This window comes from Bradyrhizobium sp. USDA3010 (genome assembly GCF_056429065.1).
The window spans coordinates 1-22,134 of record NZ_JBWJZD010000066.1; the positions used below are offsets into that span (position 1 = coordinate 1).

Annotated in this window: 19 protein-coding genes; 9 read left to right on the top strand and 10 right to left on the bottom strand. The window is 65.3% G+C overall.

What is annotated here, in order from left to right; genetic code table 11:
• Nucleotides 1–120 precede the first annotated feature (120 nt).
• Both AC066Y_RS40815 and AC066Y_RS40820 read right to left on the bottom strand, forming a co-directional pair.
• Nucleotides 121–1,635: an acetyl-CoA acetyltransferase gene (locus AC066Y_RS40815; protein WP_478278772.1), complete on the bottom strand. Its 1,515-nt coding sequence runs from the start codon at nucleotides 1,633–1,635 to the stop codon at nucleotides 121–123.
• A gap of 149 nt (nucleotides 1,636–1,784) precedes the next feature.
• Nucleotides 1,785–2,918, bottom strand: coding sequence for a nitronate monooxygenase (locus AC066Y_RS40820; protein WP_478278773.1), 1,134 nt, complete (start codon nucleotides 2,916–2,918; stop codon nucleotides 1,785–1,787).
• A 276-nt stretch (nucleotides 2,919–3,194) separates the two neighbouring features.
• Between AC066Y_RS40820 and yghU the strand changes: the two genes are divergently transcribed.
• Nucleotides 3,195–4,073 carry a glutathione-dependent disulfide-bond oxidoreductase gene (yghU, locus tag AC066Y_RS40825; RefSeq protein ID WP_478278774.1) on the top strand — a complete coding sequence of 293 codons (879 nt, stop codon included), beginning with the start codon at nucleotides 3,195–3,197 and terminating at the stop codon, nucleotides 4,071–4,073.
• A 134-nt stretch (nucleotides 4,074–4,207) separates the two neighbouring features.
• Here the strand turns inward: yghU and AC066Y_RS40830 are convergent, their stop codons facing one another.
• The 5 genes from AC066Y_RS40830 to AC066Y_RS40850 form a co-directional block, all read right to left on the bottom strand.
• Entirely contained in the window at nucleotides 4,208–4,483 is a 276-nt protein-coding gene (locus AC066Y_RS40830; RefSeq protein ID WP_478278775.1) for a GNAT family N-acetyltransferase, read from the bottom strand.
• 9 nt (nucleotides 4,484–4,492) lie between these two features.
• Complete coding sequence (locus AC066Y_RS40835; RefSeq protein ID WP_478278776.1) at nucleotides 4,493–5,110, bottom strand: flavin reductase family protein; 618 nt, start codon at nucleotides 5,108–5,110, stop codon at nucleotides 4,493–4,495.
• Nucleotides 5,111–5,254: 144 nt separating this feature from the next.
• A complete protein-coding gene (locus AC066Y_RS40840; protein ID WP_342723177.1) occupies nucleotides 5,255–6,529 on the bottom strand; it encodes an acyl-CoA dehydrogenase family protein in 1,275 nt (424 codons plus the stop codon).
• 175 nt (nucleotides 6,530–6,704) lie between these two features.
• Nucleotides 6,705–7,082, bottom strand: a complete 378-nt coding sequence (locus AC066Y_RS40845; protein WP_375784164.1) for a VOC family protein — start codon at nucleotides 7,080–7,082, stop codon at nucleotides 6,705–6,707.
• Nucleotides 7,083–7,459: 377 nt separating this feature from the next.
• The gene (locus tag AC066Y_RS40850; protein WP_478278777.1) at nucleotides 7,460–8,242 is read right to left on the bottom strand and encodes an SDR family NAD(P)-dependent oxidoreductase; all 783 of its coding nucleotides are present in this window, start codon (nucleotides 8,240–8,242) and stop codon (nucleotides 7,460–7,462) included.
• Between the two features lie 151 nt (nucleotides 8,243–8,393).
• On the opposite strand from AC066Y_RS40850, the gene AC066Y_RS40855 reads away from it, so the two are divergent.
• Genes AC066Y_RS40855 through AC066Y_RS40865 form a run of 3 tightly spaced genes read left to right on the top strand, consistent with a single transcriptional unit; the run spans nucleotide 8,394 to nucleotide 10,550 of the window.
• Entirely contained in the window at nucleotides 8,394–9,188 is a 795-nt protein-coding gene (locus AC066Y_RS40855) for an enoyl-CoA hydratase/isomerase (protein ID WP_478278778.1), read from the top strand.
• Nucleotides 9,185–10,171 (top strand): phosphotransferase family protein, encoded by a 987-nt coding sequence (locus AC066Y_RS40860; protein WP_478278779.1) that lies wholly within the window; start codon nucleotides 9,185–9,187, stop codon nucleotides 10,169–10,171. Before AC066Y_RS40855 ends, AC066Y_RS40860 begins: the two co-directional genes overlap by 4 nt.
• A gap of 1 nt (nucleotide 10,172) precedes the next feature.
• Complete coding sequence (locus AC066Y_RS40865; RefSeq protein WP_478278780.1) at nucleotides 10,173–10,550, top strand: DUF6285 domain-containing protein; 378 nt, start codon at nucleotides 10,173–10,175, stop codon at nucleotides 10,548–10,550.
• A gap of 130 nt (nucleotides 10,551–10,680) precedes the next feature.
• Here the strand turns inward: AC066Y_RS40865 and AC066Y_RS40870 are convergent, their stop codons facing one another.
• Entirely contained in the window at nucleotides 10,681–11,460 is a 780-nt protein-coding gene (locus tag AC066Y_RS40870; RefSeq protein ID WP_478278781.1) for an enoyl-CoA hydratase-related protein, read from the bottom strand.
• 220 nt (nucleotides 11,461–11,680) lie between these two features.
• On the opposite strand from AC066Y_RS40870, the gene AC066Y_RS40875 reads away from it, so the two are divergent.
• Both AC066Y_RS40875 and AC066Y_RS40880 read left to right on the top strand, forming a co-directional pair.
• Entirely contained in the window at nucleotides 11,681–12,955 is a 1,275-nt protein-coding gene (locus AC066Y_RS40875; RefSeq protein WP_173641680.1) for an acyl-CoA dehydrogenase family protein, read from the top strand.
• Between the two features lie 26 nt (nucleotides 12,956–12,981).
• Entirely contained in the window at nucleotides 12,982–13,455 is a 474-nt protein-coding gene (locus AC066Y_RS40880) for a GFA family protein (protein WP_478278782.1), read from the top strand.
• Between the two features lie 150 nt (nucleotides 13,456–13,605).
• On the opposite strand, the gene AC066Y_RS40885 is transcribed toward AC066Y_RS40880, so the two are convergent.
• Together AC066Y_RS40885 and AC066Y_RS40890 are read right to left on the bottom strand one after the other, a co-directional pair.
• Nucleotides 13,606–15,186 (bottom strand): fatty acid--CoA ligase, encoded by a 1,581-nt coding sequence (locus tag AC066Y_RS40885; RefSeq protein WP_478278783.1) that lies wholly within the window; start codon nucleotides 15,184–15,186, stop codon nucleotides 13,606–13,608.
• Between the two features lie 243 nt (nucleotides 15,187–15,429).
• Entirely contained in the window at nucleotides 15,430–16,305 is an 876-nt protein-coding gene (locus AC066Y_RS40890; protein ID WP_478278784.1) for an SDR family oxidoreductase, read from the bottom strand.
• 100 nt (nucleotides 16,306–16,405) lie between these two features.
• Between AC066Y_RS40890 and AC066Y_RS40895 the strand changes: the two genes are divergently transcribed.
• From AC066Y_RS40895 to ppc, 3 genes are all read left to right on the top strand, one after another.
• Nucleotides 16,406–17,215: a crotonase/enoyl-CoA hydratase family protein gene (locus AC066Y_RS40895; protein WP_478278785.1), complete on the top strand. Its 810-nt coding sequence runs from the start codon at nucleotides 16,406–16,408 to the stop codon at nucleotides 17,213–17,215.
• A 165-nt stretch (nucleotides 17,216–17,380) separates the two neighbouring features.
• The gene (locus AC066Y_RS40900) at nucleotides 17,381–18,928 is read left to right on the top strand and encodes an acyl-CoA synthetase (RefSeq protein ID WP_478278786.1); all 1,548 of its coding nucleotides are present in this window, start codon (nucleotides 17,381–17,383) and stop codon (nucleotides 18,926–18,928) included.
• A gap of 246 nt (nucleotides 18,929–19,174) precedes the next feature.
• A complete protein-coding gene (ppc, locus tag AC066Y_RS40905; RefSeq protein WP_478278787.1) occupies nucleotides 19,175–21,982 on the top strand; it encodes a phosphoenolpyruvate carboxylase in 2,808 nt (935 codons plus the stop codon).
• Nucleotides 21,983–22,134 lie beyond the last annotated feature (152 nt).

Here is a 22,134-nt window from a genome sequence, read left to right on the forward strand (position 1 = left end):
TGGCGAGTGTGGCGGCCCGGATGCGCGGAGGGTGGGTGTCAGCAACCGAATCCTACGCCACCTCAGCGGCTTACGCCACGCTCGCCAGCCTCTCAACAAGCCGCTGATGAATAAGACGGGCTAGCCCACTCGCCATTCCCGCACGCCGTCTCCGGCGGTGACGATGTCGCCCGTGGTGCCGACCGGCGTGCGGTCGAGGTTCTGCAGATACGTCAGCGTTGCCGTGTCGCTCGCCGGGATGCGGCCGAGCGTGCGGCGGCCGTCCTCGGTGCGCAGCATGGTGACGCCGTGCTCGACCTCGCCGTTGGCGCGATAGATCACGGTGAAGGCCTCGACCTTGCCTTTCCCTGTCGCCTCCGCAGTGAAGTCGGGCACGTTGCGGCGGTTGCGGTCGGCTTCCGCCTGCACGCTGGTGTCCTGCTCGAGCGCGGCCGTCGGCGCGGCGCGCGACAGCACGAGGCCATGGTGCTTGGTGACGAAGCCGCCCTGGCCGTAGAGCAGGCCGAGCGTGCCGCCGCCACGGAGCTTGCGCACCATCGCGCAGGCCGAATGCGTCATGTAGGTGTTGAGCGGCGCGCCGAAAAACGTCAGACCACCCGTCACGGTCGGCTGTACGTCGGCGCCGAGGCCGAGCGTCCGGCGCGCCATCTTCGGTACGCAGGGGAAGCAGCTATAGAGCTCGATCGCGTCGAACTTCCGGCCGTCACCGCCGACGAGATCCATCACCGCCTTCAGCACCGCATTCTGCGCGTGGCTCTCGACGAACTGATCGCGGATCAGATAGTCCCGCGGCTCTTCCGCCGAGGCGCCGCCGAGCGGATAGATCAGTTTGTCTTCCGGCACGCCGGTCGCGCGCGCTTTCGCCAGGCTGGTCAGGATCAGCGCGCCGCCCATGTTCACCGTCGGGTTTGCCACCATCAGTTTTGTATACGGCCAGGCGATCATCCGGTTATCGGGCGTCGCGGTGGTGATCTCGTCGCCGGTGAAGCGCTTCTTCAGCCAGGAGTTCGGATTGTCGGCGGCAACCCGCGCATAGGTCGACCACAGCTCGCCGGATTCCTTCAGCGCTTCGCGCGGGGTCTGGCCCCAATGCGCCGCGGTTGCGGACTCATAGAGCGGATAGACCGTGATCGGCCGGAACACCCCGAGCGCAACCGCAAGCGGCTTCTGGAACGCGGCGCCGCGCTTCGGCTCCTCCACGTCGTGCGCGAACGGCGTCCACGGCAGTGTGACGCCGGCGCGCTGCGCCTTGGTCGCGGTCGACTGCGCCTCCGCGCCGCACACCGCAGCGACAGTGCATTCGCCGCGCGCGATGCGCTGTGCCGCTTCGTGCAGATAGCGGATCGGGCTCTCGCCGCCGACCGGACCGTAATAGAGATGCGCCGGCGCAATGCCGAGCCGCTGTGCCAGCTGCTTCTCGGGATCGCGGTAGCGCCAGCTCAGGAAGTTGACGACGTCGAGCGATTGCACGTCGGAGAGCAGCTTGGCGCCGCTGTCGGCCTCGGCGCGCTTCAGCGCCTCTTCCAGCAGGGCAAGCGGCTCGAGGCCGGCGGCGATGTCCTTTGGGCGATCGACGATCTCGCCGACGCCGACGATGACGGGAATGCGGTCTTCGGGGATATGAGATGTGGTCATTTCTTCTTGCTTTACTTTCTAGATCTTCGCCACGCCGTCGCCCTTCGAGGCCTTCGCTGCGCTACGGCACCTCAGGGTGGCGGCTACGGCACACCGTCATCCTGAGGAGCGGCCACTTGGCCGCGTCTCGAAGGATGAGACGTATTCGATCACTCCGCCACCAGCGCGTTCATGTGCTCGACGGCCTCGACGAAATCTTCCTTGAATTCCTGCACCACGGCGCCCGCCGACTTCACGCTGTCGACCAGGCCGACGCCCTGGCCGACGAAATAGCTGACCAGATCGCGCGCCTTCTCGTTGCCGGCCGCAGCCGCGCGGTCGATCGCGTTGAAGGCGTCGCGGCTGATGATGCTTTGCAGCGGCATCGGCAGCGCGCCGGGGCTGTCCGGCGAGCGGTCCCAGGCGTCAGTCCAGACCGAGCGGAGCTGCCGCGCCGGCTTGCCGGTGCGGCCCTTCGAGCGGATGGCGTCGCGCGAGGACGCCGCGATCATCTTCTCGCGGAAGATCTCCGAGGTCTCCGATTCCACCGTGGCAAGCCACACCGAGCCGGTCCAGGCGCCGGCCGCGCCCATCGCCATGCAGGCCGCCATCTGGCTGCCGGTCATGATGCCGCCGGCGGCGAGCACGGGCACGTCGCGGATCTTCCTGACCGCCTTGATCACCTCGGGCACCAACACCATGGTCGAGACTTCGCCGCAATGGCCGCCGGCCTCGGTGCCCTGCGCGACCAGGATGTCGACGCCGGCCGCGACCTGGCGCAGCGCATGCTCCTTGGAGCCGACCAGCGCCGCCACCGGCACGCCGTGCTTGCGGCCCATCTCGATCATCGCCTTCGGCGGCACGCCGAGCGCGTTGGCGATCAGCCTGATCGGATGGCGGAACGAGACTTCGAGCAGTTGCAGCGCGGTCTCAGCATCGAACGGTTGCGGCTGGTTGTCGGCGACGTTCCGGCTGGTCAGCTCGATGTCGTATTTCTTCAGCAGATTGCGGGTGAAGTCGCGATGCTCCTGCGAGACTCGCGCCTCAAGGTTTTTCCAGGTGACGTTCTTCTCACCCGCGGTCGAGATGTTTTCCGGGATCAGCACGTCGATGCCGTAGGGCTTGCCGTCGACATGCGCGTCGATCCATTTCAGCTCCTGCTCCAGCGTCTCCGGCGAATGCGCGGTTGCGCCAAGCACGCCGAAGCCGCCGGCGCGGCTGACTGCCGCGACCACATCGCGGCAATGGCTGAAAGCGAGCAGGGGGAATTCAATGCCCAGCATGTCGCAGATCGGTGATTTCATGGACTGGTTCTCTCCCGGCGGCTGCTTGTTGTGCTTGTTGGCATCGGCCTCTGCGACGCTAGCGCATGACGGTCGGCGAAGCCAAGCGGGTTTCGGCCGCGGCGATCTTGCGTGCAGGCGCTGCTTGACAGCATCGCTTGCAACGCATTCCGCAAGGCAGAAAATGCGATCCAACGGGGCTGGGCAAAGCCGGGCGAGCCCACCATCTAGTGCGGGCATGCGGATGGGCGCGGCGGTCGCCGCACCGTGGAAAAACGGAAACCGGGAGCCAACGACGTGACTGACACCTCTGCCTACGAGCCGCCGAAAGTCTGGACCTGGAACAAGGAGAGCGGCGGACGCTTCGCCAGCATCAACCGGCCGATCGCGGGGCCCACCCACGACAAGGAGCTGCCGGTCGGCCGTCATCCGCTGCAGCTCTATTCGCTGGCGACGCCGAACGGCGTCAAGGTCACCGTGATGCTGGAAGAGCTGCTCGCGGTGGGGCACAAGGGCGCGGAATACGACGCCTGGCTGATCAAGATCGACGGCAATCAGTTCGGCAGCGGTTTTGTTGCGGTCAATCCGAATTCGAAGATCCCGGCCCTGATGGACCGCAGCGGGCCGGAGCCGATCCGGGTGTTCGAGTCGGGCTCGATCCTGGTCTACCTCGCGGAAAAGTTCGGCGCGTTCCTGCCGACCGACGTCAAGACCCGCGCGGAAACCTTCTCGTGGTTGTTCTGGCAGATGGGCTCGGCGCCTTATCTCGGCGGCGGCTTCGGGCACTTCTACGCCTATGCGCCGACCAAGATCGAATACGCCATCGATCGCTTTGCGATGGAAGTGAAGCGCCAGCTCGACGTGCTCGACCGCAGGCTCGCCGACAACGAATATCTCGCGGGCGATGTCTACACCATCGCCGACATGGCGGTGTGGCCGTGGTACGGCAGCCTCGCCAAGGGCCTGCTCTACGGCGGCGGCGAATTCCTCTCGGTGCAGGATTACAAGAACGTGCAGCGCTGGACCGACGCGATCGCGGCACGGCCCGCGGTGAAGCGCGGCCGCATGGTCAACCGCACCTGGGGCGAGCCGTCGAGCCAGCTCCACGAGCGCCATGACGCCAGCGATTTCGAGACCAGGACGCAGGACAAGATCGGCGAGCCGGCGGCGTCGTAGCTCCGCCGCTTGTAGGGCGGATTAGCGAAGCGTAATCCGCCGTTGTGCGCGGAAACTGGCGGGTTACGCCTCCCGCCTTCGCTCGTTGAGCTACGACGGACGTGGTCGGCTAACCCGCCCTACGTATCGGCGCGTCACCCCAGCAGATCGTCGTACTCCGGATGCTTCTTCATGAAGCCCTGGATGAATTCGCACTTCACGACGAGCTTGATGCCCCGCGCGCGGACCGCATCGAGCGTCGCGCGGACGAGTTTTGAGCCGATGCCGCGGCCGCCGAGCTCCGGAGGCACCTCGGTGTGAACCAGTGTGATCGTATCCGGCGTCTTGCGGTAGACCACGAAGGCGGTCGCGCCATCGACTTCGAGTTCGAACCGGCTCTGTGCCGGGTTGTCGCGGAATGCTTCGCTCATTGTCTTGTCCTATTTGTTCTTTGCGCCCTCGGCCGCGGGAAATACCACGCGGTCGTCGGTGCGGCAGTAGCGGTCGGCGAACATGCGGCCGATCGGGTGGTAGCGCTCCATGTGGACGCGCATCGCATCACGGTCCCACAATTCGTCGCGGATGTGGAAGTGGATGCCTTCGCCCATTATCAGCTGGCGGTCGCCGTTGACGTCGATCAGCTTCCAGGTCTTGCACTCCATCGCGAAAGGCGCGTCGGCCAGCCGGGGCACCGCGATCTTGCGCGAAGGCGCGAGGTTCAGGCCGAGATAGTCGGGCTCGCCGATCTCGGGCGGGAAATCGCCCGAGGTCTCGTGCATCGCGCGCGCCAGTGGCTCGTCGGTGAGATTGACCACGAACTCGCCCAAACGCTGGATATTGACCAGCGTGTCCTTCTCGCGGCCGTCGGGCCTTCGGTTGACCGCGAACATGCAGAGCGGCGGGTCCTCGCAGAACACGTTGAAGAACGAGAACGGCGCCGCGTTGACCACGCCGTCGGCGCTGAGGCTCGTCACCCAGGCGATCGGCCGCGGCAGCACGAAGGAGGTCAGCACCTTGTAGCGTTCGCGCCGGGTGAGGTCGCTTGGGGAATATTCCATGGGGTGTCCGAAAACGTAGGGCGGGTTAGCGAAGCGTAACCCGCCGCGAGCGGACAAGAAAGCAAAAGGCGGGTTACGCTTGCGCTAACCCGCCCTTCGATTCCGCTTGTTCGTCTCCCCGCACGCGGGGAGGCGACGACAAGCTTACGTCATGCTGAGTTCGTGGCGGCCGACCACCATCCAGTGCACCTCGTCCGGACCGTCGGCGAAGCGCAGATGGCGGACGTCCTGGTACATTTCGCCGAGCGGCGACCATTGCGAGATGCCGGTGGCACCGTGCATCTGGATCGCCTGGTCGATCACCTTGCAGGCGCGCTCGGGCACCATGGCCTTGACCATCGAAACCCAGACGCGGGCTTCCTTGTTGCCGAGCACGTCCATCGCCTTGGCCGCCTTCAACACCATCAGGCGCATCGCCTCGATCTCGCAGCGAGCCTGGGCGATGATCTGCATGTTGCCGCCGAGATGGGCGATCTTCTTGCCGAACGCTTCGCGGGTGAGACCGCGCTGCACCATCATGTCGAGCGCCTTCTCGGCCTTGCCGATGGTGCGCATGCAATGATGGATGCGGCCCGGCCCGAGGCGGACCTGCGAGATCTCGAAGCCGCGGCCTTCGCCGAGCAGCATGTTCTCCTTGGGCACCTTCACATTGTTGAAGCGCAGATGCATGTGGCCGCGCGGCGCGTGGTCATGGCCGAACACGTGCATCGGGCCCAGGATCTCGACGCCGGGGGTGTCGATCGGCACCAGGATCTGCGACTGCTGCTTGCTCGGCGCCGCGTCGGGATTGGTCTTCACCATCACGATCATGATCTTGCAGCGCGGGTCGCCGGCGCCGGAGATGTAATACTTCTCGCCGTTGATCACCCACTCGTCGCCGACCAGCTTTGCGGTGGTCGAGATGTTCTTGGCGTCGGAGGAGGCGACGTTCGGCTCGGTCATCGCATAGGCCGAGCGGATCTCGCCGTTGAGCAGCGGCTTCAGCCACTTCTCCTTCTGCGCCTTGGTGCCGACGCGCTCCAGCACTTCCATGTTGCCGGTGTCGGGCGCCGAGCAGTTCATCGTCTCGGAGGCCAGCGGGCTCTTGCCGAGCTCGGCGGCGATATAGGCGTAGTCGAGGTTGTTGAGGCCGTCGCCGGTTTCGGCGTCGGGCAGGAAGAAGTTCCAGAGACCGACTTCCTTGGCCTTGTCCTTGGCCTTCTGCAGGATCGCGAGCTGCTCCGCCGTGAAGCTCCAGCGGTCGGTCTTCTTCTCGCCGGCGCGATAGAACTCGACCGACATCGGGTCGACCGTGTCGCGGATGAACTGCTTCACATGGTCGTAGAGCGGACGGACCTTTTCCGACATGCGGAGGTCGTTGAGCTCGTCGCCCGGATTGAGCGTGTAGTTCGTCGTGCGCGGCACATAGGCATGCTTCATTGTCGTTTCTCCCGTCGCGAAGGCGCGTTTCGCGGCGGACAATAAACGCGTGCGGCGCGAAGCGCGAGTACCGATTTTCCGATCGTCCCTACCGCATCGCGGAATATCGCGACGGCGTTTCAAACGTTGTTTGAACGCCGCCGCGTACAGCGTGAAAGAGTCAGGCGGGCGCCGGTTAGGTCATCCGATGCATGGCGCAGATCTTGTTGCCGTCGAGGTCGCGCAAATAGGCGAGGTAGAGCTTGATGCCGCCTCCCTCGCGCACGCCCGGCGGATCCTCGCAGGTCTTGCCGCCATTGGCGATGCCGGCCGCGTGCCAGGCATGGACCTGCTCCGGCGAAGAGCAGGCGAAGCCGATCGTGCCGCCATTGGCGTGCGTCGCCGGTTCGCCGTTGATCGGCTTGGAAACCATGAAAATGCCGGCCTTGGTGAGGTACATAATGCGGTGACCGTCGACCCGGGCCGGCCGGACATCGAGCGTGCCGAGCAGCGCATCATAAAACGCCTTGGCCTTGTCCAGATCGTTGGTGCCAACCATCACGTGTGAAAACATCTGAAATATCCTCCCTGTTGTTGACCAAAGCCGCTTTGTCGAGTGCTTGCCGCTCGAACGCTTAGCAGCAGTTTTGCCGCGACGGAAGCGACGCGGCGTCGCGCCGAGACGACGGAGGGACCTGCGGGCCGCCCTCTGCTTCGGAAGAGGTGCAAGTAGACGCAAGACTCGGACGCGTCAGCGCCGCGAGGAAGCGGATGTATGACTCACAGACCGCGCAACACACTCGCTGTCGTCCCGGCGCAGGCCGGGACCCATAACCACAATTGGTTGTTGTTGCGCGACGTTGGAATGACTAGTCCCGTTCACAACGTCCGCCGCGGCGTATGGGTCCCTGCTTTCGCAGGGACGACACCGGTGATGCGGCAAGCGCGAGGCTAGAACGCCGTGTACCCGCCGTCGATCACGAAGCAATCCGCCGTATGATAGGACGACGCCTTGCTCATGAGGTAGACGGCGATGCCACCGAAATCGCTCGGCTCGCCGAAGCGGCGTACCGGGATGCGCGGCATCACATTCGCGACGAACTTGTCGTTGGCCATGATGCCGGCGGTCATGTCGCTCTTGATCCAGCCGGGCAGGATCGCATTCGCGGTGACGCCGTGGCGGGCGAGCTCGACGCCGAGCGCGCGGCACAGCGCGTTCAGTGCGGCCTTGGTGCCGGCATAGTGCTCGTTGCGCGCGGTGCCGAACAGCGAGGCGAGGCTCGAGGTCGCGACCAGCCGGCCGAACTTGTCGCCGGCCTCGGCGCGCTCGGTCATGTGGCGTGCCGCAGCCTGGAATGCGTGAAACACGCCATCGAGATTGGTCGCGAACATCCTGCGCCATTCCTCCTCGGTGCGGTCGATGAAGGAGCGGCGGCCGCCGCCGCCGATGCCGGCATTGGCGAAGCAGCCGTCGACGCGGCCGAAGGTGTCGAGCGTCGCCTTCATCGCGGTCTTGACCGAGCCGGGATCGGTGACGTCGCAGAATTGGGTTGCGACCTTGCCGGGTCCGGCCTTCATCGAGGCCGCGGCGTTGGCGTTTTTTTCCGCGTTGCGGCCCCAGATCGCGACGTTGCAGCCGGCGGCGTTCAACGCCTGCGCGATGCCGAGGCCGATGCCGCCATTGCCGCCGGTGATGACAGCGACGCGGCCGGTGAGATCGAAGATGCCACTCATTGGGGTTTCCATTTGGTTTGGTGCGCGCTAATCACGCGTTCACGGATGGGCTTGCCGCCGACCATGGACAAGCCCGGCACAAAAATCAAATATGGGTCGAAGCATCGACCTACCGCGGTACCAACCGCCGCAGCAACGCAAAGAGGAAACCATGCAGTTCAAGCACGTCACGCTCGACTTCGACGGATCGGTCGCGATCCTCAAGCTCGACCATCAGGAAGTCATGAACGCGGTCTCGATCGACATGCTGGGCGGCCTTGCCGAGGCGCTCGATGCGATCGACGACAAGCGCGACGAGGTGCGCTGCCTGGTGATCACCGGTGCGGGCCGCGCGTTCTGCACCGGCGCCAATCTACAGGGCCGCAATCAGCAGCAGAAGCCCGGCAAGAGCAACGCCGGCGCGGCACTGGAGACCGCGTTCCACCCGTTCCTGCGCCGATTGCGTAAGCTGCACTGTCCGATCGTCACCGCGGTGAACGGTCCGGCCGCCGGCGCCGGCATGAGCTTCGCCTTGATGGGCGACCTCATCCTGTGCGCGCGCTCGTCGTATTTCCTGCAGGCCTTCCGCCGCATCGGCCTGGTGCCGGATTGCGGCTCGACCTGGCTGCTGCCGCGGCTGATCGGCAAGGCGCGCTCGGTCGAGCTGTCGCTGCTCGGCGAGCGGCTGCCGGCCGAGAAGGCGCTGGAATGGGGCCTCGTCAATCGCGTCTATGACGACGGCGCGCTGATGGAGGAGACCATGAAGCTCGCGCACGATCTCGCCAACGGCCCGACGGTCGCGCTGTCGCTAATCCGCAAGCTCTATTGGGACAGCCCGGAGAATTCGTTCGAGGAGCAGCTCAACCTGGAATTCGAGTCGCAGCGGATCGCGGGCGGCGCAGAGGATTTCAAGGAAGGCGTCACCGCGTTCCTCGAGAAGCGGCCGGCGAAGTTCAAGGGCAAATGATCGAGACCGAACTCACCCGCTGCGTCGCCTCGTTTCTGCCAGGCGCCACCGGCGTCACCGGCGCCGCAAAGCTCTCCGGCGGCGCCAGCCAGGAGACCTGGACGTTCGACATCGTGCATCCGAACGGCACTATCGGCGCGATCCTGCGCCGCGCGCCGCCGGGCTACGGTGCTGCGCCCGGCCGCGCCGCCGGCCTCGACGCCGAGGCCACGCTGATGCAGCTCGCGCATGACGCGGGCCTGCCGTCGCCGAAGGTGATGCATGTCTTGAGGCCGGAGGACGGCCTCGGCCGCGGCTTCATCATGGCCCGCGTCGAGGGCGAGACCATCGCGCGGAAAATTTTGCGCGACGAGGAATTTGCCAAGGCGCGGCCGATCCTGGCCCGCCAGCTCGGCCGCGTCATCGCCGGCATTCATGGCCTGCCGCAGGCAAAATTGCCGCAGCTGCGCAGCCTGACGGCAACCAAGGAGATCGAGGATCTCGCCCGTGAATATCACAGCTTCAACTGGCCGCGGCCGGTGTTCGAGCTGGCGCTGCGCTGGCTGCGCGATCACGATCCAGGTCCGTCGTCCGAGGTGACGCTGGTGCATGGCGATTTCCGTCACGGCAATCTGATCATCGGCCCCGACGGGGTGCGCGCGGTGCTTGACTGGGAGCTCGCGCATACCGGCGATCCCATGGAAGACCTCGGCTGGATCTGCGTCAACTCCTGGCGCTTCGGCGAGATAGACAAGCCGGTCGGCGGCTTCGGCTCCCGTGAGGACCTGTTCGCGGGCTACGCGGAGGCCGGCCGCAAGGTCGACCCCGATCGCGTGATGTTCTGGGAAGTGATGGGCACGCTGCGCTGGGGCGTGATGTGCTGCGGCATGATGCAGCGCTTCCGCCTGGGTCCCGATCACTCGATGGAGCGCGCGATGATCGGGCGGCGCGCGTCGGAGACCGAGATCGATCTGCTTAGGCTGCTCGCACCGAGAGGTCGTTGAGATGCAGGATGAACCGACACCCACCGAACTGATCAAGGCCGTCGCCGATTTCCTGCGCAACGAGATCGCGCCTGCGATCAGGGGGCACAACAGCTTCAAATTGCGCGTCGGCATCAACGCGCTCGATCTGGTGACGCGGCAGCTTGCGCTCGCCGAAGCCGGCGATGCGACCGAGGCCGCGCGGCTGAAGGCGCTGCTCGGCGCGGACGGGTCGCTGATGGAGCTCAACCGCGTGCTGTCGGAGAAGATCGCAAGCGGCGAGGTTGATTTGAAGACGCCGGGGTTATCGGAGCATCTCTGGCAGAGCACGATGGACAAGCTCGCCGTCGATCAGCCGAACTACGCGTCCTACAAGAGGGAGTTGGGGAATAAGGCGTAGCAAATATCCGAGTTCGTCATTCCGGGATGCGCCGGTAGGCGCAGGCCCGGAATCCATACTCACGACGGTGGTTATGGATTCCGGGCTCGTCGCTTCGCGTCGCCCCGGAATGACAGGAGAGGGGCTTAGCTTACCGCCCCAGCCACTTCGGCGGGCGCTTTTCCGAAAACGCCTTCGGGCCCTCGATGTAATCCTGCGAGGCGGCCATCGCCTTCACCGCCGGATACTCGCGCTGCTCCGCGAGCGCCTGCTCGAGCGAGACTTCGAGCCCCTTCTGGATCGCCTGCTTGGAGGCGCGGATCGACATCGGCGAGTTCTTGGCGATGGTCTCGGCCCAGCGCTCGGCGGCCGCCAGCGCCTCGCCCTGCGGCACCACCTCGTTGACGAAGCCGAGCTCGAGACCTTCCTTGGCGCTGACATGGCGCGCGGTCAGGATCATGCCCATGGCGCGCTTCAGCCCGATCTGGCGCGGCAGCCGCTGCAGGCCGCCGGCAAGCGCCGCGAGGCCGACGCGCGGCTCGGGCAAAGCGAAGGTCGCATTCTCCGACGCAATGATCAGGTCGCAGGCCAGCGCGACCTCGAAGCCGCCGCCCATCGCGACGCCGTTGACGGCGGCGATGATCGGCTTGTCGCAGTCGAAGCGGGTGGTGAGGCCGGCAAAGCCGCCCTTGTCCCAGCCGCGCTTGCCGCCCGCGGCCTGCCATTTCAGGTCGTTGCCGGCGCAGAATGCCTTGTCGCCGGCGCCGGTGACGATTGCGACCCACTGCTCGGGATCGGCGGCGAAGTCGTCGAACACCTTGTTGAGCTCGAAATGCGCATCGATATGCAGCGCGTTGTAAACCTCGGGCCGCGACAGCGTCACGATGGTGATGGGACCCTTGCGCGTCACCTTGGAGAATTTCAGATCCATGTTTGCTCCCGTCGATTTTCTGCGGCGAAGAATATGGCCGATATCCTACCGCCTGGGCGTCGTTCCGCGCTATCCAATTGCGCAACGCGACCGCGCGCGCAAGCCTCATCGGCCTGCTTGACTTGGCCGCGTGCTTCTCACCTTAATCGATCCGAACGCGCCTGCACGATAGCGCCTAAACGCAAAACCAGAATCAACAAGATCTTCGGGAGAGACCGCCTTGGATTTCAACCTGCCGGCTGACCTGACAGCCTATCTCGCCGAGCTCGATCGCTTCATCGAACGCGAGATCAAGCCGCTGGAAGCGGCTGATGACAACATCCGCTTCTTCGATCATCGCCGCGAATGGGCGCGCACCGATTTCGACAAGGGCGGCCTGCCGCGCCATGAGTGGGAATTGCTGCTGCGCAAGGTCAAGAATCTGGCCGATGCCGCGGGTCATCTGCGCTTCGCGATCCCGAAGCGGTACGGCGGCAAGGACGGCTCCAATCTCTGGATGGCTGTGATCCGCGAGCATTTTGCCTCGAAAGGTCTCGGCCTGCACAACGATCTGCAGAACGAGCACTCGATCGTCGGCAATCTGCCGATCGTCACCATGCTCGACCGCTATGGAACCGACGAGCAGAAGGCGATGATCGACGGCTCGATCACCGGCAAGTACCGCATCACGTTCGGTCTGACCGAGCCCGAGCACGGTTCCGATGCCACGCATATGGAAACCAGGGCGGTGCCGGCGACGCGCGACAACGTCAAGGGCTGGATCATCAACGGCGAGAAGATGTGGACCACCGGCATGCATGTCGCGACCCACTGCGCGCTGTTTGCCCGCACTTCCGGCAATGACGGCGACGCCCGCGGCATCAGCTGCTTCCTGGTGCCGGCGAAATCGGCGGGCGTGAAGGTCGAGGAATATATGTGGACCTTCAACATGCCGACCGATCATCCGCGGGTCAGCTTCACCGACGTGTTCGTGCCTGAGGATGCGCAGTTCGGCGAGGTCGGCCGCGGCCTGTCGCTGGCGCAATGCTTCGTGCATGAGAACCGAATCCGCCAGGCGGCGAGCTCGCTCGGCGCTGCGGTCTATTGCATCAACGAGAGCGTGAAGTATGCCCGCGAGCGCAAGCCGTTCGGCAAGGCGCTGGCCGAGAACCAGGCGATCCAGTGGCCGCTGGTCGAGCTTGCGACCCAGGCCGAGATGCTGCGGCTGTTGATCCGCAAGACCGCCTGGGAGATGGACCAGCTGACCCAGGCGCAGGTCGAGCACACGCTGTCGGACCGGGTCTCGATGTGCAATTTCTGGGCAAATCGTCTGTGCTGCGAGGCCGCCGACCGCGCGATGCAGGTGCATGGCGGCATGGGCTATTCGCGCCACAAGCCGTTCGAGCACATCTACCGCCATCACCGCCGCTATCGCATCACCGAAGGCAGCGAGGAGATCCAGAAGCGCAAGGTGGCGGGCTTCCTGTTCGGCTACATGGGAGCCGGCAAGCACTGAGGCATTAACCGAGGAGGCGGCACGAGATGGAAGGTGGGTGCACCTGCAGGAACGTCCGCTACCGCCTGACCGGCAGGCCGTTGATCGTGCACGCCTGCCACTGCACCTGGTGCCAGCGCGAGACCGGCACCGTGCACGCGCTCAACGCGATGTACGAGGCCGAGCGGGTCCAGCACATCGCGGCCGAGCCCGAGATCGTGGACACGCCGTCGGCGAGCGGCAAGGGCCAGAAGATCGCCCGCTGCCCGCGCTGCAAGGTCGCGGTCTGGAGCAATTATCCGGGTTCGGGACCGGCGGTGCGGTTCGTCCGCGTCGGCACGCTGGACGACCCGAGCCTGTGCCCACCCGATGTCCACATCTTCACGTCGTCCAAGCAGCCCTGGGTGACGTTCCCGCCGGGCGCCAAGGTGTTCGCGGAGTATTACGATCGGCGAGAGGTGTGGCCTGTGGAGGCGCAGGAGCGCTGGCGCGTGCTGCGGGAGAGGATGAAGAAGACTTGATGCGCGACACTCCCTCCGGCGTCGTCCCTGCGAAAGCAGGGACCCATAGCCACAGTCGGCTATTGATTGAACGAGATGTGGCCCCAGCGTCGCTAGACGATGAACAACGGTGGTTATGGGTCCCGGCCTTCGCCGGGACGACAGAGAGGGCTAATTCACCTGTCGGTCCTTGCCCACCCAATACGGTTCACGCAGGCTGCGCCGGAGGATCTTGCCCGACGGATTGCGCGGCAGCGCCGGGATGAAGTCGACCGATTTCGGCGTCTTGTAGCCGGCAATCCGCTCGCGGGTGAAGTTGATGATGTCGGTGGCGGTCGCGCTCTTGCCCGGCTTCATCACCACCACGGCCTTGACCGCCTCGCCCCATTTGTCGTCGGGAATGCCGATCACGGCGGCTTCCGCCACGTCCGGGTGATCGCACAGCGCGCTCTCCACTTCGGCCGGATAGATGTTCTCGCCGCCGGAGATGATCATGTCCTTGATGCGGTCGTGGATGTAGAGATAGCCGTCACTGTCCATGTAGCCGGCATCGCCGGTGCGCAGCCAGCCGTCGCTATCGATGGTGCGCGCGGTGGCCTCGGGCAGGTTCCAGTAGCCGGCCATGTTGGAGCCGGAGCGGGTGGCGATCTCGCCGACTTCGCCCGGCGGCAGCGGCTTGCCGTCCGGATCGAGGATCGCAAGCTCGACGCCGGGCAGCGCCTTGCCGGCGGAACGCATGCGGTCGAGCCCCTCGATGTGATCCTCCGGCGGCAGCGCGACGATGGTGCCGGTGGTCTCGGTCATGCCGTACATCTGAACGAAGCCGCATTTGAAGACCTCGATGCACTCCTTCAGCAGCGCCGCCGGGATCGGGGAGGCGCCGTACAGCATGTATTTCAGCCGCGAGAAGTCGACCTGCCGCGCGCGTGGCTGCCGAACCACGAACTGCATCGCCGCCGGCACCATGAACAGTTTCGTGATGCCGGACTGCTCGAAGAAGTCGAGCACCTTGGTCGGATCGAACTCGCGCGCGATCACGCCGCGGGCGCCGTGATAGAGCCCCATCACGCCCCAGCCGGAGCCGCCGATGTGGAAGATCGGCATTGCGACCAGCGAGACGTCGTCGGTGGTCCACCGGTTCCATTCCGGCTTCTCGGCCTCGTTGCCGCTCTGCACCAGGTTGAGGAAGTTGGCGTGCGACAGCATCGCGCCCTTCGGCTTGCCCGTGGTGCCCGAGGTATAGAGCTGGATCGCGATGTCTTTCGGCTCGATCGCAACGCGCGGGTCGTCGCCGCTCTGCGCGTCGCGCCAGGCGAGATAGTCGGGCCATTCCGGCGCGCCGCCCTCGGTCGTGATGACGGTGCGGACGCTGGGCAGCTTGTCCCTGATGTTGCGCGCCTGCGTGATGAATTCGGGACCGACGAACAGGACGGGAGCCTTGCAGTCGTCGACGATGAAGGCGACCTCGGGGCCTGCAAGGCGCCAGTTCACCGGCGCCATCACCACGCCGGCCTTCATCGCACCCATCAGCAATTCGAAATAGAAATCGCTGTTCTTGCCGAGATAGGCGATGCGCTCGCCCTTCCTGATGCCCATCGCGAGCAGCGCGTTGGCGACGCGGTTGGTCTTGACATCGAACTCGGCGAAGCTGGTTTGCCGTCCCTCGAACTCATAGGCCAGGGCATCGCCGCGGCTCCTGCCGCGGTCGCGCACCATGTCGGCGAGGTTGCTCAGTTTCGGCGCGTCGGACATGTTTCCCCCGTGACATCTTGTTTTGGTTGCGCGGAGTGTGGCGACATCGCGCGGGAAAAACAATACGGAGGAAGTGGCCGCGCTATTTCAACATCGTCGTCCCGGCGAAGGCCGGGACCCATTGCCACAAATGTTGTTTTGGCGCGACGCTGGGGCCACAGCGTTCCCCGGCGTAGAGTGCGGTGGTTATGGGTCCCGGCCTGCGCCGGGACGACAGTGGTGGTTGAGGCGCGTGCGCGGGCTTCAACCCCGCGCCGCGCGATCCTTTTCGTTCTGCGCCTTGATCGAGTCGCGCGCCTTGGTCCAGTCGTCGTCGCTCCAGTCGCGCAGCTGGTAGAAATTGCCGCCCATCGCGAGCGCCTGCGCGCCGTCCATGGCGATGGTCTCGCCGTTGATCCAGTCGCAGCCGCCGGAGATCAGGAACACCGCAAGGTTCTGCAACTCCTCCATGGTGCCGACGCGGCCCATCGGATTCATCGCCTTGGTCCGCGCGCCGGCCTCGTCGCCGGGCTTGATGCGCTTGCTCATGCCCTCGGTCGGAATCTCGCCCGGGGCGATGGTGTTGAGGCGGATGCCGTGACGGCCCCATTCGATCGCGAGCGACATGGTCATGGCATGGATCGCCGACTTGCTCATCGCCGATGGCACCACGTAGGGCGAGCCGTTGCGCACCCAGGTCACGGTGATCGACACCACGTTGCCGCGCTGCCCGCCGGCGATCCAGCGCCGGCCCACCGCGTGCGTCACATAGAAGGTGCCGTGCATCACGATGTTGGCCACTGCATCGAAGCCTCGCGCCGAGAGCTCTTCCGAGCGCGAGATAAAATTGCCGGCGGCGTTGTTGATGAGATCGGTGAGCGGACCGCTAGTGGTCCAGATCGACTCGATCATCTCGTCGACGGCCATCGCATTGCGGATATCGACGCCGTGGCTGACCACGCGTCCGCCGTGCTCGGCCATCAGCTCGGTGGCGGTTTCGTCGCAGACGCTCTTGCGGCGGCCGCAGATATGCACCTCGGCCCCGAGCTGCAGGAACCGCGAGGCCATGGCCTTGCCAAGGCCGGTGCCACCACCGGTTACCAGTATGCGCCGCCCGGCAAGAAGCTGATCAGAGAACATCGTTTCCTCCACGGGGGTTGTCAGTTAATTGGTCGATTGACTAAAAGCGGACAACGGCCTTTGTGTAAAGCGCCAACTCAAGAACAAAGCGGAGGGAATGATGGAAGATCGCGTTTCGATATCGATTTCGGACGGTATCGCCGATGTCCGCCTGGTGCGGGCGGACAAGATGAACGCGCTCGATGCCGCGATGTTCGAGGCATTGGTCGCCGCAACCGACCGGCTTTCCAAGGAAAAAGCCGTCCGGGTCGTCGTGCTGTCCGGCGAGGGCCGGGCCTTCTGCGCCGGCCTCGACATGGGGCGGTTCGCCGCCATGAAGGACGGCGGTAACGGGGTGCCCGGCGGTGAGAACCGCGACCTCACCATTCGCACCCACGGCAAGGCCAATTTCGCGCAGCAGGCGGTCTGGGGCTGGCGCCAGCTTCCGGTGCCCGTGATCGCCGCGGTCCACGGCGTCGCCTTCGGCGGCGGCTTCCAGCTCGCGCTCGGCGCCGACATGCGTTTCCTGTCGCCGGATGCGCGGATGTCGATCATGGAGATCAAATGGGGCCTCGTTCCCGACATGGCCGGGACGCCGATCCTGGCGAGCCTGGTGCGCGACGACATCCTGCGCGAACTCACCTACACCGGCCGCATCTTCTCGGCGCAGGAAGCCCAGGCTTACGGCCTCGCCACCCGCGTCTGCGACGATCCGCGTGCCGCAGCGCTCGAAGTCGCGCGCGAGATCGCCGGCAAGAGCCCGGATGCAATCCGTGCCGCGAAGCGGATGCTGAACAATCTGTCGGTCGATCCGGCCGCCGCGCTGCTTGCCGAATCCGTCGAGCAGCAGAAGTTGCTCGGCAGCCCGAACCAGACCGAATCCGTGCGCGCCAATCTGGAGAAGCGGGCGCCGAGGTTTGCAGATGTGTGATTGATGCGTCGGTCATGGCCGGGCAGAAGCGCGAAGCGCGTCTTCGCGCAGATGTTCCGGCCATCCACGTCTTTGTTGCGGCTGAGAAGATGTGGATCACCGGGACAAGCCCGGGTGATGGCGAAAACAACGAGCCGCTAACGAATAACGAAGAACAACATAAAAATGAGCGAAACGTCCCAACCCTTCCTCGGCATCATCAGCGGCGGTCGCCGGCGCGATCACGCTGCGGTCGCCGAGCGCACCGATCGCATTGCGAGCGGCCTGAACAAGCTCGGTGTCAAGCCGGGCGACAGCGTCTGCATGCTGATGCGCAACGACATCGCCTTCATCGAGGCGGCCTACGCGGCCATGCGGCTCGGCGCCTATGGCGTGCCGGTCAACTGGCACTTCAAGCCGGAGGAGATCAACTATGTGCTGACGGATTCCGGCACGCGCGTCCTGATCGGCCATGCCGACATGCTGCACCCGCTGCGCGGCGCGATCCCGCCCGATGTCACCGTGCTCAGCGTGCCGACGCCGCCGGAAATCCTCGCCAACTACAAGATCAATCCCGATCATCTCGCGACACCGGATTTCGCGATCGATTTCGAATCCTGGCTGGCGCAATTCCCGCGCTATGACGGCCCCGCGGTGCCGCAGCCGCAGAACATGATCTACACCTCGGGCACGACAGGCCATCCGAAAGGCGTGCGTCGTTTCGCGCCGACGCCGGAGCAGGTCGCCAATGCGGAGGCGATGCGCGGGATGATCTACGGCCTGCGGCCGGGGGCACGCGCGATCCTGCCGGGGCCGCTCTACCATTCGGCGCCGAATTCCTTCGGGCTGCGTTCGGGCAAGCTCGGCGGCGTGTTGGTGCTGATGCCGCGTTTCGATGCGGAGGAATTTCTGCAGGTGATCGAGCGCGAAAAGATCGACACCATCTTCATGGTGCCGACGATGTTCATCCGCTTGATGAAGCTGCCGGAGGAGGTGCGCCGGAAGTACGACATGTCGTCGCTGCGCCACATCATCCATGCCGCCGCGCCCTGTCCGCCCGACGTCAAGCGCGCCATGATCGAATGGTGGGGGCCGGTGATCTACGAATTCTACGGCTCGACCGAGTCAGGTGCGGTGACGTTCGCCAATTCCGAGGACGCGCTGAAGAAGCCCGGCACGGTCGGAAAGATCTCGCCCGGCGCCGAACTGCGCTTCATCGGCGACGACGGCAAGGAGGTGCCGCAGGGGCAGATCGGCGAGATCTACTCGCGGATCGCGGGCAATCCCGATTTCACCTACCACAACAAGTCGGAGAAGCGCGCCGAGATCGACCGGCAGGGATTCATCACCTCGGGCGATGTCGGCTATATCGACGCGGACGGCTACGTCTTCATCTGCGACCGCAAGCGCGACATGGTGATATCAGGCGGCGTCAACATCTACCCGGCCGAGATCGAGGCCGTGCTGCATGCTGTCCCCGGCGTACATGATTGCGCGGTGTTCGGCATTCCCGACGCGGAATTCGGCGAGGCGCTGATGGCGGTGGTCGAGCCGCAGCCGGGCGTCACGCTCGACATCGCCTCCCTCCGTGCCCAGCTCAAGACCGCGCTGGCCGACTACAAGGTGCCCAAGCACATCGAGATCCAGACCAATTTGCCGCGGGAGGATTCCGGAAAGATCTTCAAGCGCCGGCTGCGCGATCCGTATTGGGAGCGGGCCGGGCGGAGGATCTAGGGCCGCAAACTCGCCGTCGTCCCGGCCTAGCGCGCGATTGCGCGCGGGGGCCGCGACCCATAACCACGAGTGGCAGGGTTGCGCATCGCTCTGGCCCCAGCCGGCCAACCACAGCCGACTGTGGTTATGAGTTCCTGCTTTCGCAGGGACGGCGGCCGAGTGTGCACCGCTTCCAAGTTCATCTTGCGCTGCGGCAAAAAAAGCGCACACTCCGGAGGAACCCGGCAGCCTCTGGAGTAGCCCGCCATGTCACCCCAGACCATGCCTTCCGACACCGACATCGGTGCCAGGAGTGCCGCAGAAGCCAGTCTCCTTGAGAAGGCGGCACAAGAGGAGGATGCCCGGCTCCGGAACGACATCCGGCTCTTGGGGCGCGTGCTGGGCGATACCGTGCGCGACCAGGAGGGCGCCGACGTGTTCGACCTGGTCGAACGCATCCGCCAGACCTCGGTCCGGTTCCATCGCGACGAGGACAAGCTGGCGCGGCGCGAGCTGGAAGACATCCTCGACGGCATGTCGATCGCCGAGACGCTGCAGATCGTCCGCGCCTTCAGCTACTTCTCCCACCTCGCCAACATTGCCGAGGACCAGAACAACATCCGCCAGATGCGCAGCCGCGGCCCCAGCGGGGCGCCGCGGCCCAGCACGCTGGAGCAGACGCTGGTCCATGCCCGCCAGGCCGGCATCAGCCCGGCCGACCTGCGCAGCTTCTTCAAGAGCGCGCTGGTCAGTCCGGTCCTGACCGCGCATCCGACCGAGGTCCGCCGCAAGAGCACGATGGACCGCGAGATGGAGATCGCGGAGCTGCTCGACCGCCGCGAGCGGCTGCAGATGACGCCGGAGGAGAGCGAAGCCAGCGACGAACAGCTCCGCCGCGCGGTCGTGACGCTATGGCAGACCAATTTGCTGCGCCGGACCAAGCTCACCGTGCTCGACGAGGTCGCCAACGGCCTGTCGTTCTACGACTACACCTTCCTGCAGGAAGTCCCGCGCGTGCATTGCGCGCTGGAGGACCGCCTGAACAACGAGGGCGGCGAGGCGGGCGAACTCGCCTCGTTCCTCCGGATGGGAAGCTGGATCGGCGGCGACCGCGACGGCAATCCGTTCGTCACCGCCGAGGTGATGCGCGGCACGCTGCGGCTGCAGTCGAGCCGGGTCCTCAGCTTCTATCTCGAACAGCTGCATACGCTCGGCGCCGAGCTGTCGCTCGCGGCACATCTCGCCGACATCTCGGACGAATTGCGGATCCTTGCCGAGCGTTCGCCGGACACCTCGCCGCATCGGAGCGGCGAGCCGTATCGTCTGGCGGTATCGGGCATCTATGCGCGGCTCGCAGCTACCGCCATGCGGCTCGAGGTCGAGACCACGCGGCCGCCGGTCGGCAAGGCCGAACCCTATGCGAGCGTGAATGAGTTCCAGGCCGATCTCGACGTGCTCAATCGCTCGCTGATCGCCAACAATTCCGGCGTGATCGCGCGCGGCCGGCTGCGGCAGCTGCGGCGGGCGGTGGATTGCTTCGGCTTCCATTTGGCGCGGCTCGACATCCGCCAGAACTCGGCGGTGCACGAGCGCACCATTGCCGAGCTGCTGGATACTGCCAATCCGGGCATGTCCTACCTGGCGCTCGGCGAGGACGCGCGCGTCAGCCTGCTGCTCGGCGAATTGCGCAACGCGCGGCCGCTGGCGTCGCCCTTCGTCAAATATTCCGAGGAGACCCAAAGCGAGCTCGCCGTGTTCCGGGCCGCGGCCGAGGCGCATGCCAGGTTTGGTCCCGAGGTGATCCCCCAATGCATCATCTCGATGTGCAAGGGCATGTCCGACATGCTCGAGGTCGCGGTGCTGCTGAAGGAGGTCGGGCTGGTTAACCCGTCCGGCCGCAGCGCCATCAACATCGTGCCGCTGTTCGAGACCATCGAGGATCTGCAGGCCTCGAGCGGCATCATGGACCGCATGCTGGTGCTGCACGACTATCGCAAGCTGGTCGACAGCCTCGGCAGCGTGCAGGAGGTGATGCTCGGCTATTCCGACAGCAACAAGGACGGCGGCTTCGTCACCTCGGGCTGGGAGCTCTACAAGGCCGAGATCGGCCTCGTCGAGGTGTTCGAGCGCCACGGCGTGCGGCTGCGCCTGTTCCACGGCCGCGGCGGCTCGGTCGGCCGCGGCGGCGGCCCGAGCTACGATGCGATCATCGCGCAGCCCGGCGGTGCGGTGAACGGCCAGATCCGCATCACCGAGCAGGGCGAGATCATCTCCTCGAAATATTCCAATGCCGAGGTCGGCCGCAGCAACCTGGAGATCCTGGCCGCCGCGACGCTGGAAACCAGCCTGTTGCAGCCGCGGCAGAGCGCGCCACGCCCCGAATATCTCAAGGCGATGGAGGAGATTTCTGCGCTCGCGTTCAAGGCCTATCGGGGTCTCGTCTATGAGACCGAAGGCTTTGCCGACTATTTCTGGGGCTCGACCGTCATCAACGAGATCGCGACCTTGAACATCGGCAGCCGTCCGGCCTCGCGCAAGAAGACCCGCGAGATCGAGGACCTGCGCGCGATTCCGTGGGTGTTCTCCTGGGCGCAATGCCGGCTGATGCTGCCGGGCTGGTATGGCTTCGGCAGCGCGGTCGAGACCTGGATTGCCGGGCATCCCGAGCAGGGCATGCCGTTCCTGCAGGAACTCTACAGGGAATGGCCGTTCTTCCGCACGCTGCTCTCCAACATGGACATGGTGCTGGCGAAGAGCTCGATCGCGATCGCCTCGCGCTATGCCGAACTGGTGCCTGATGTCGCGTTGCGCGAGAAGATCTTTGGGCAGATCCGCCGCGAGTGGCATCTTGCGATCGAGACGCTGCTCGACATCATGGGCTACGACCGGCTGCTGCAGGGCAACCCGCTGCTGGAGCGCGGCATCCGCAACCGCTTCCCCTATCTCGATCCGCTCAACCACGTGCAGGTCGAGCTGCTGAAGGAGCACCGCGCGCAGAATCCCGACGAGCAGGTGCTGCGCGGGATTCAGATCACGATCAACGGGATCTCGGCGGGGTTGCGGAACAGCGGCTAGCCCCAGCGTCGTCCCGGCGAACACCGGGACCCATATGTGGACGGCCCCCGTGGCACAAGAGCGTTCTGGGCTTGGTCGGATCGCTGTCATCCATATGTCCGGCCTGTTTGATGCGATCGTGTTGATCGCTGGGCCAAGATGGTTTCCGCGAC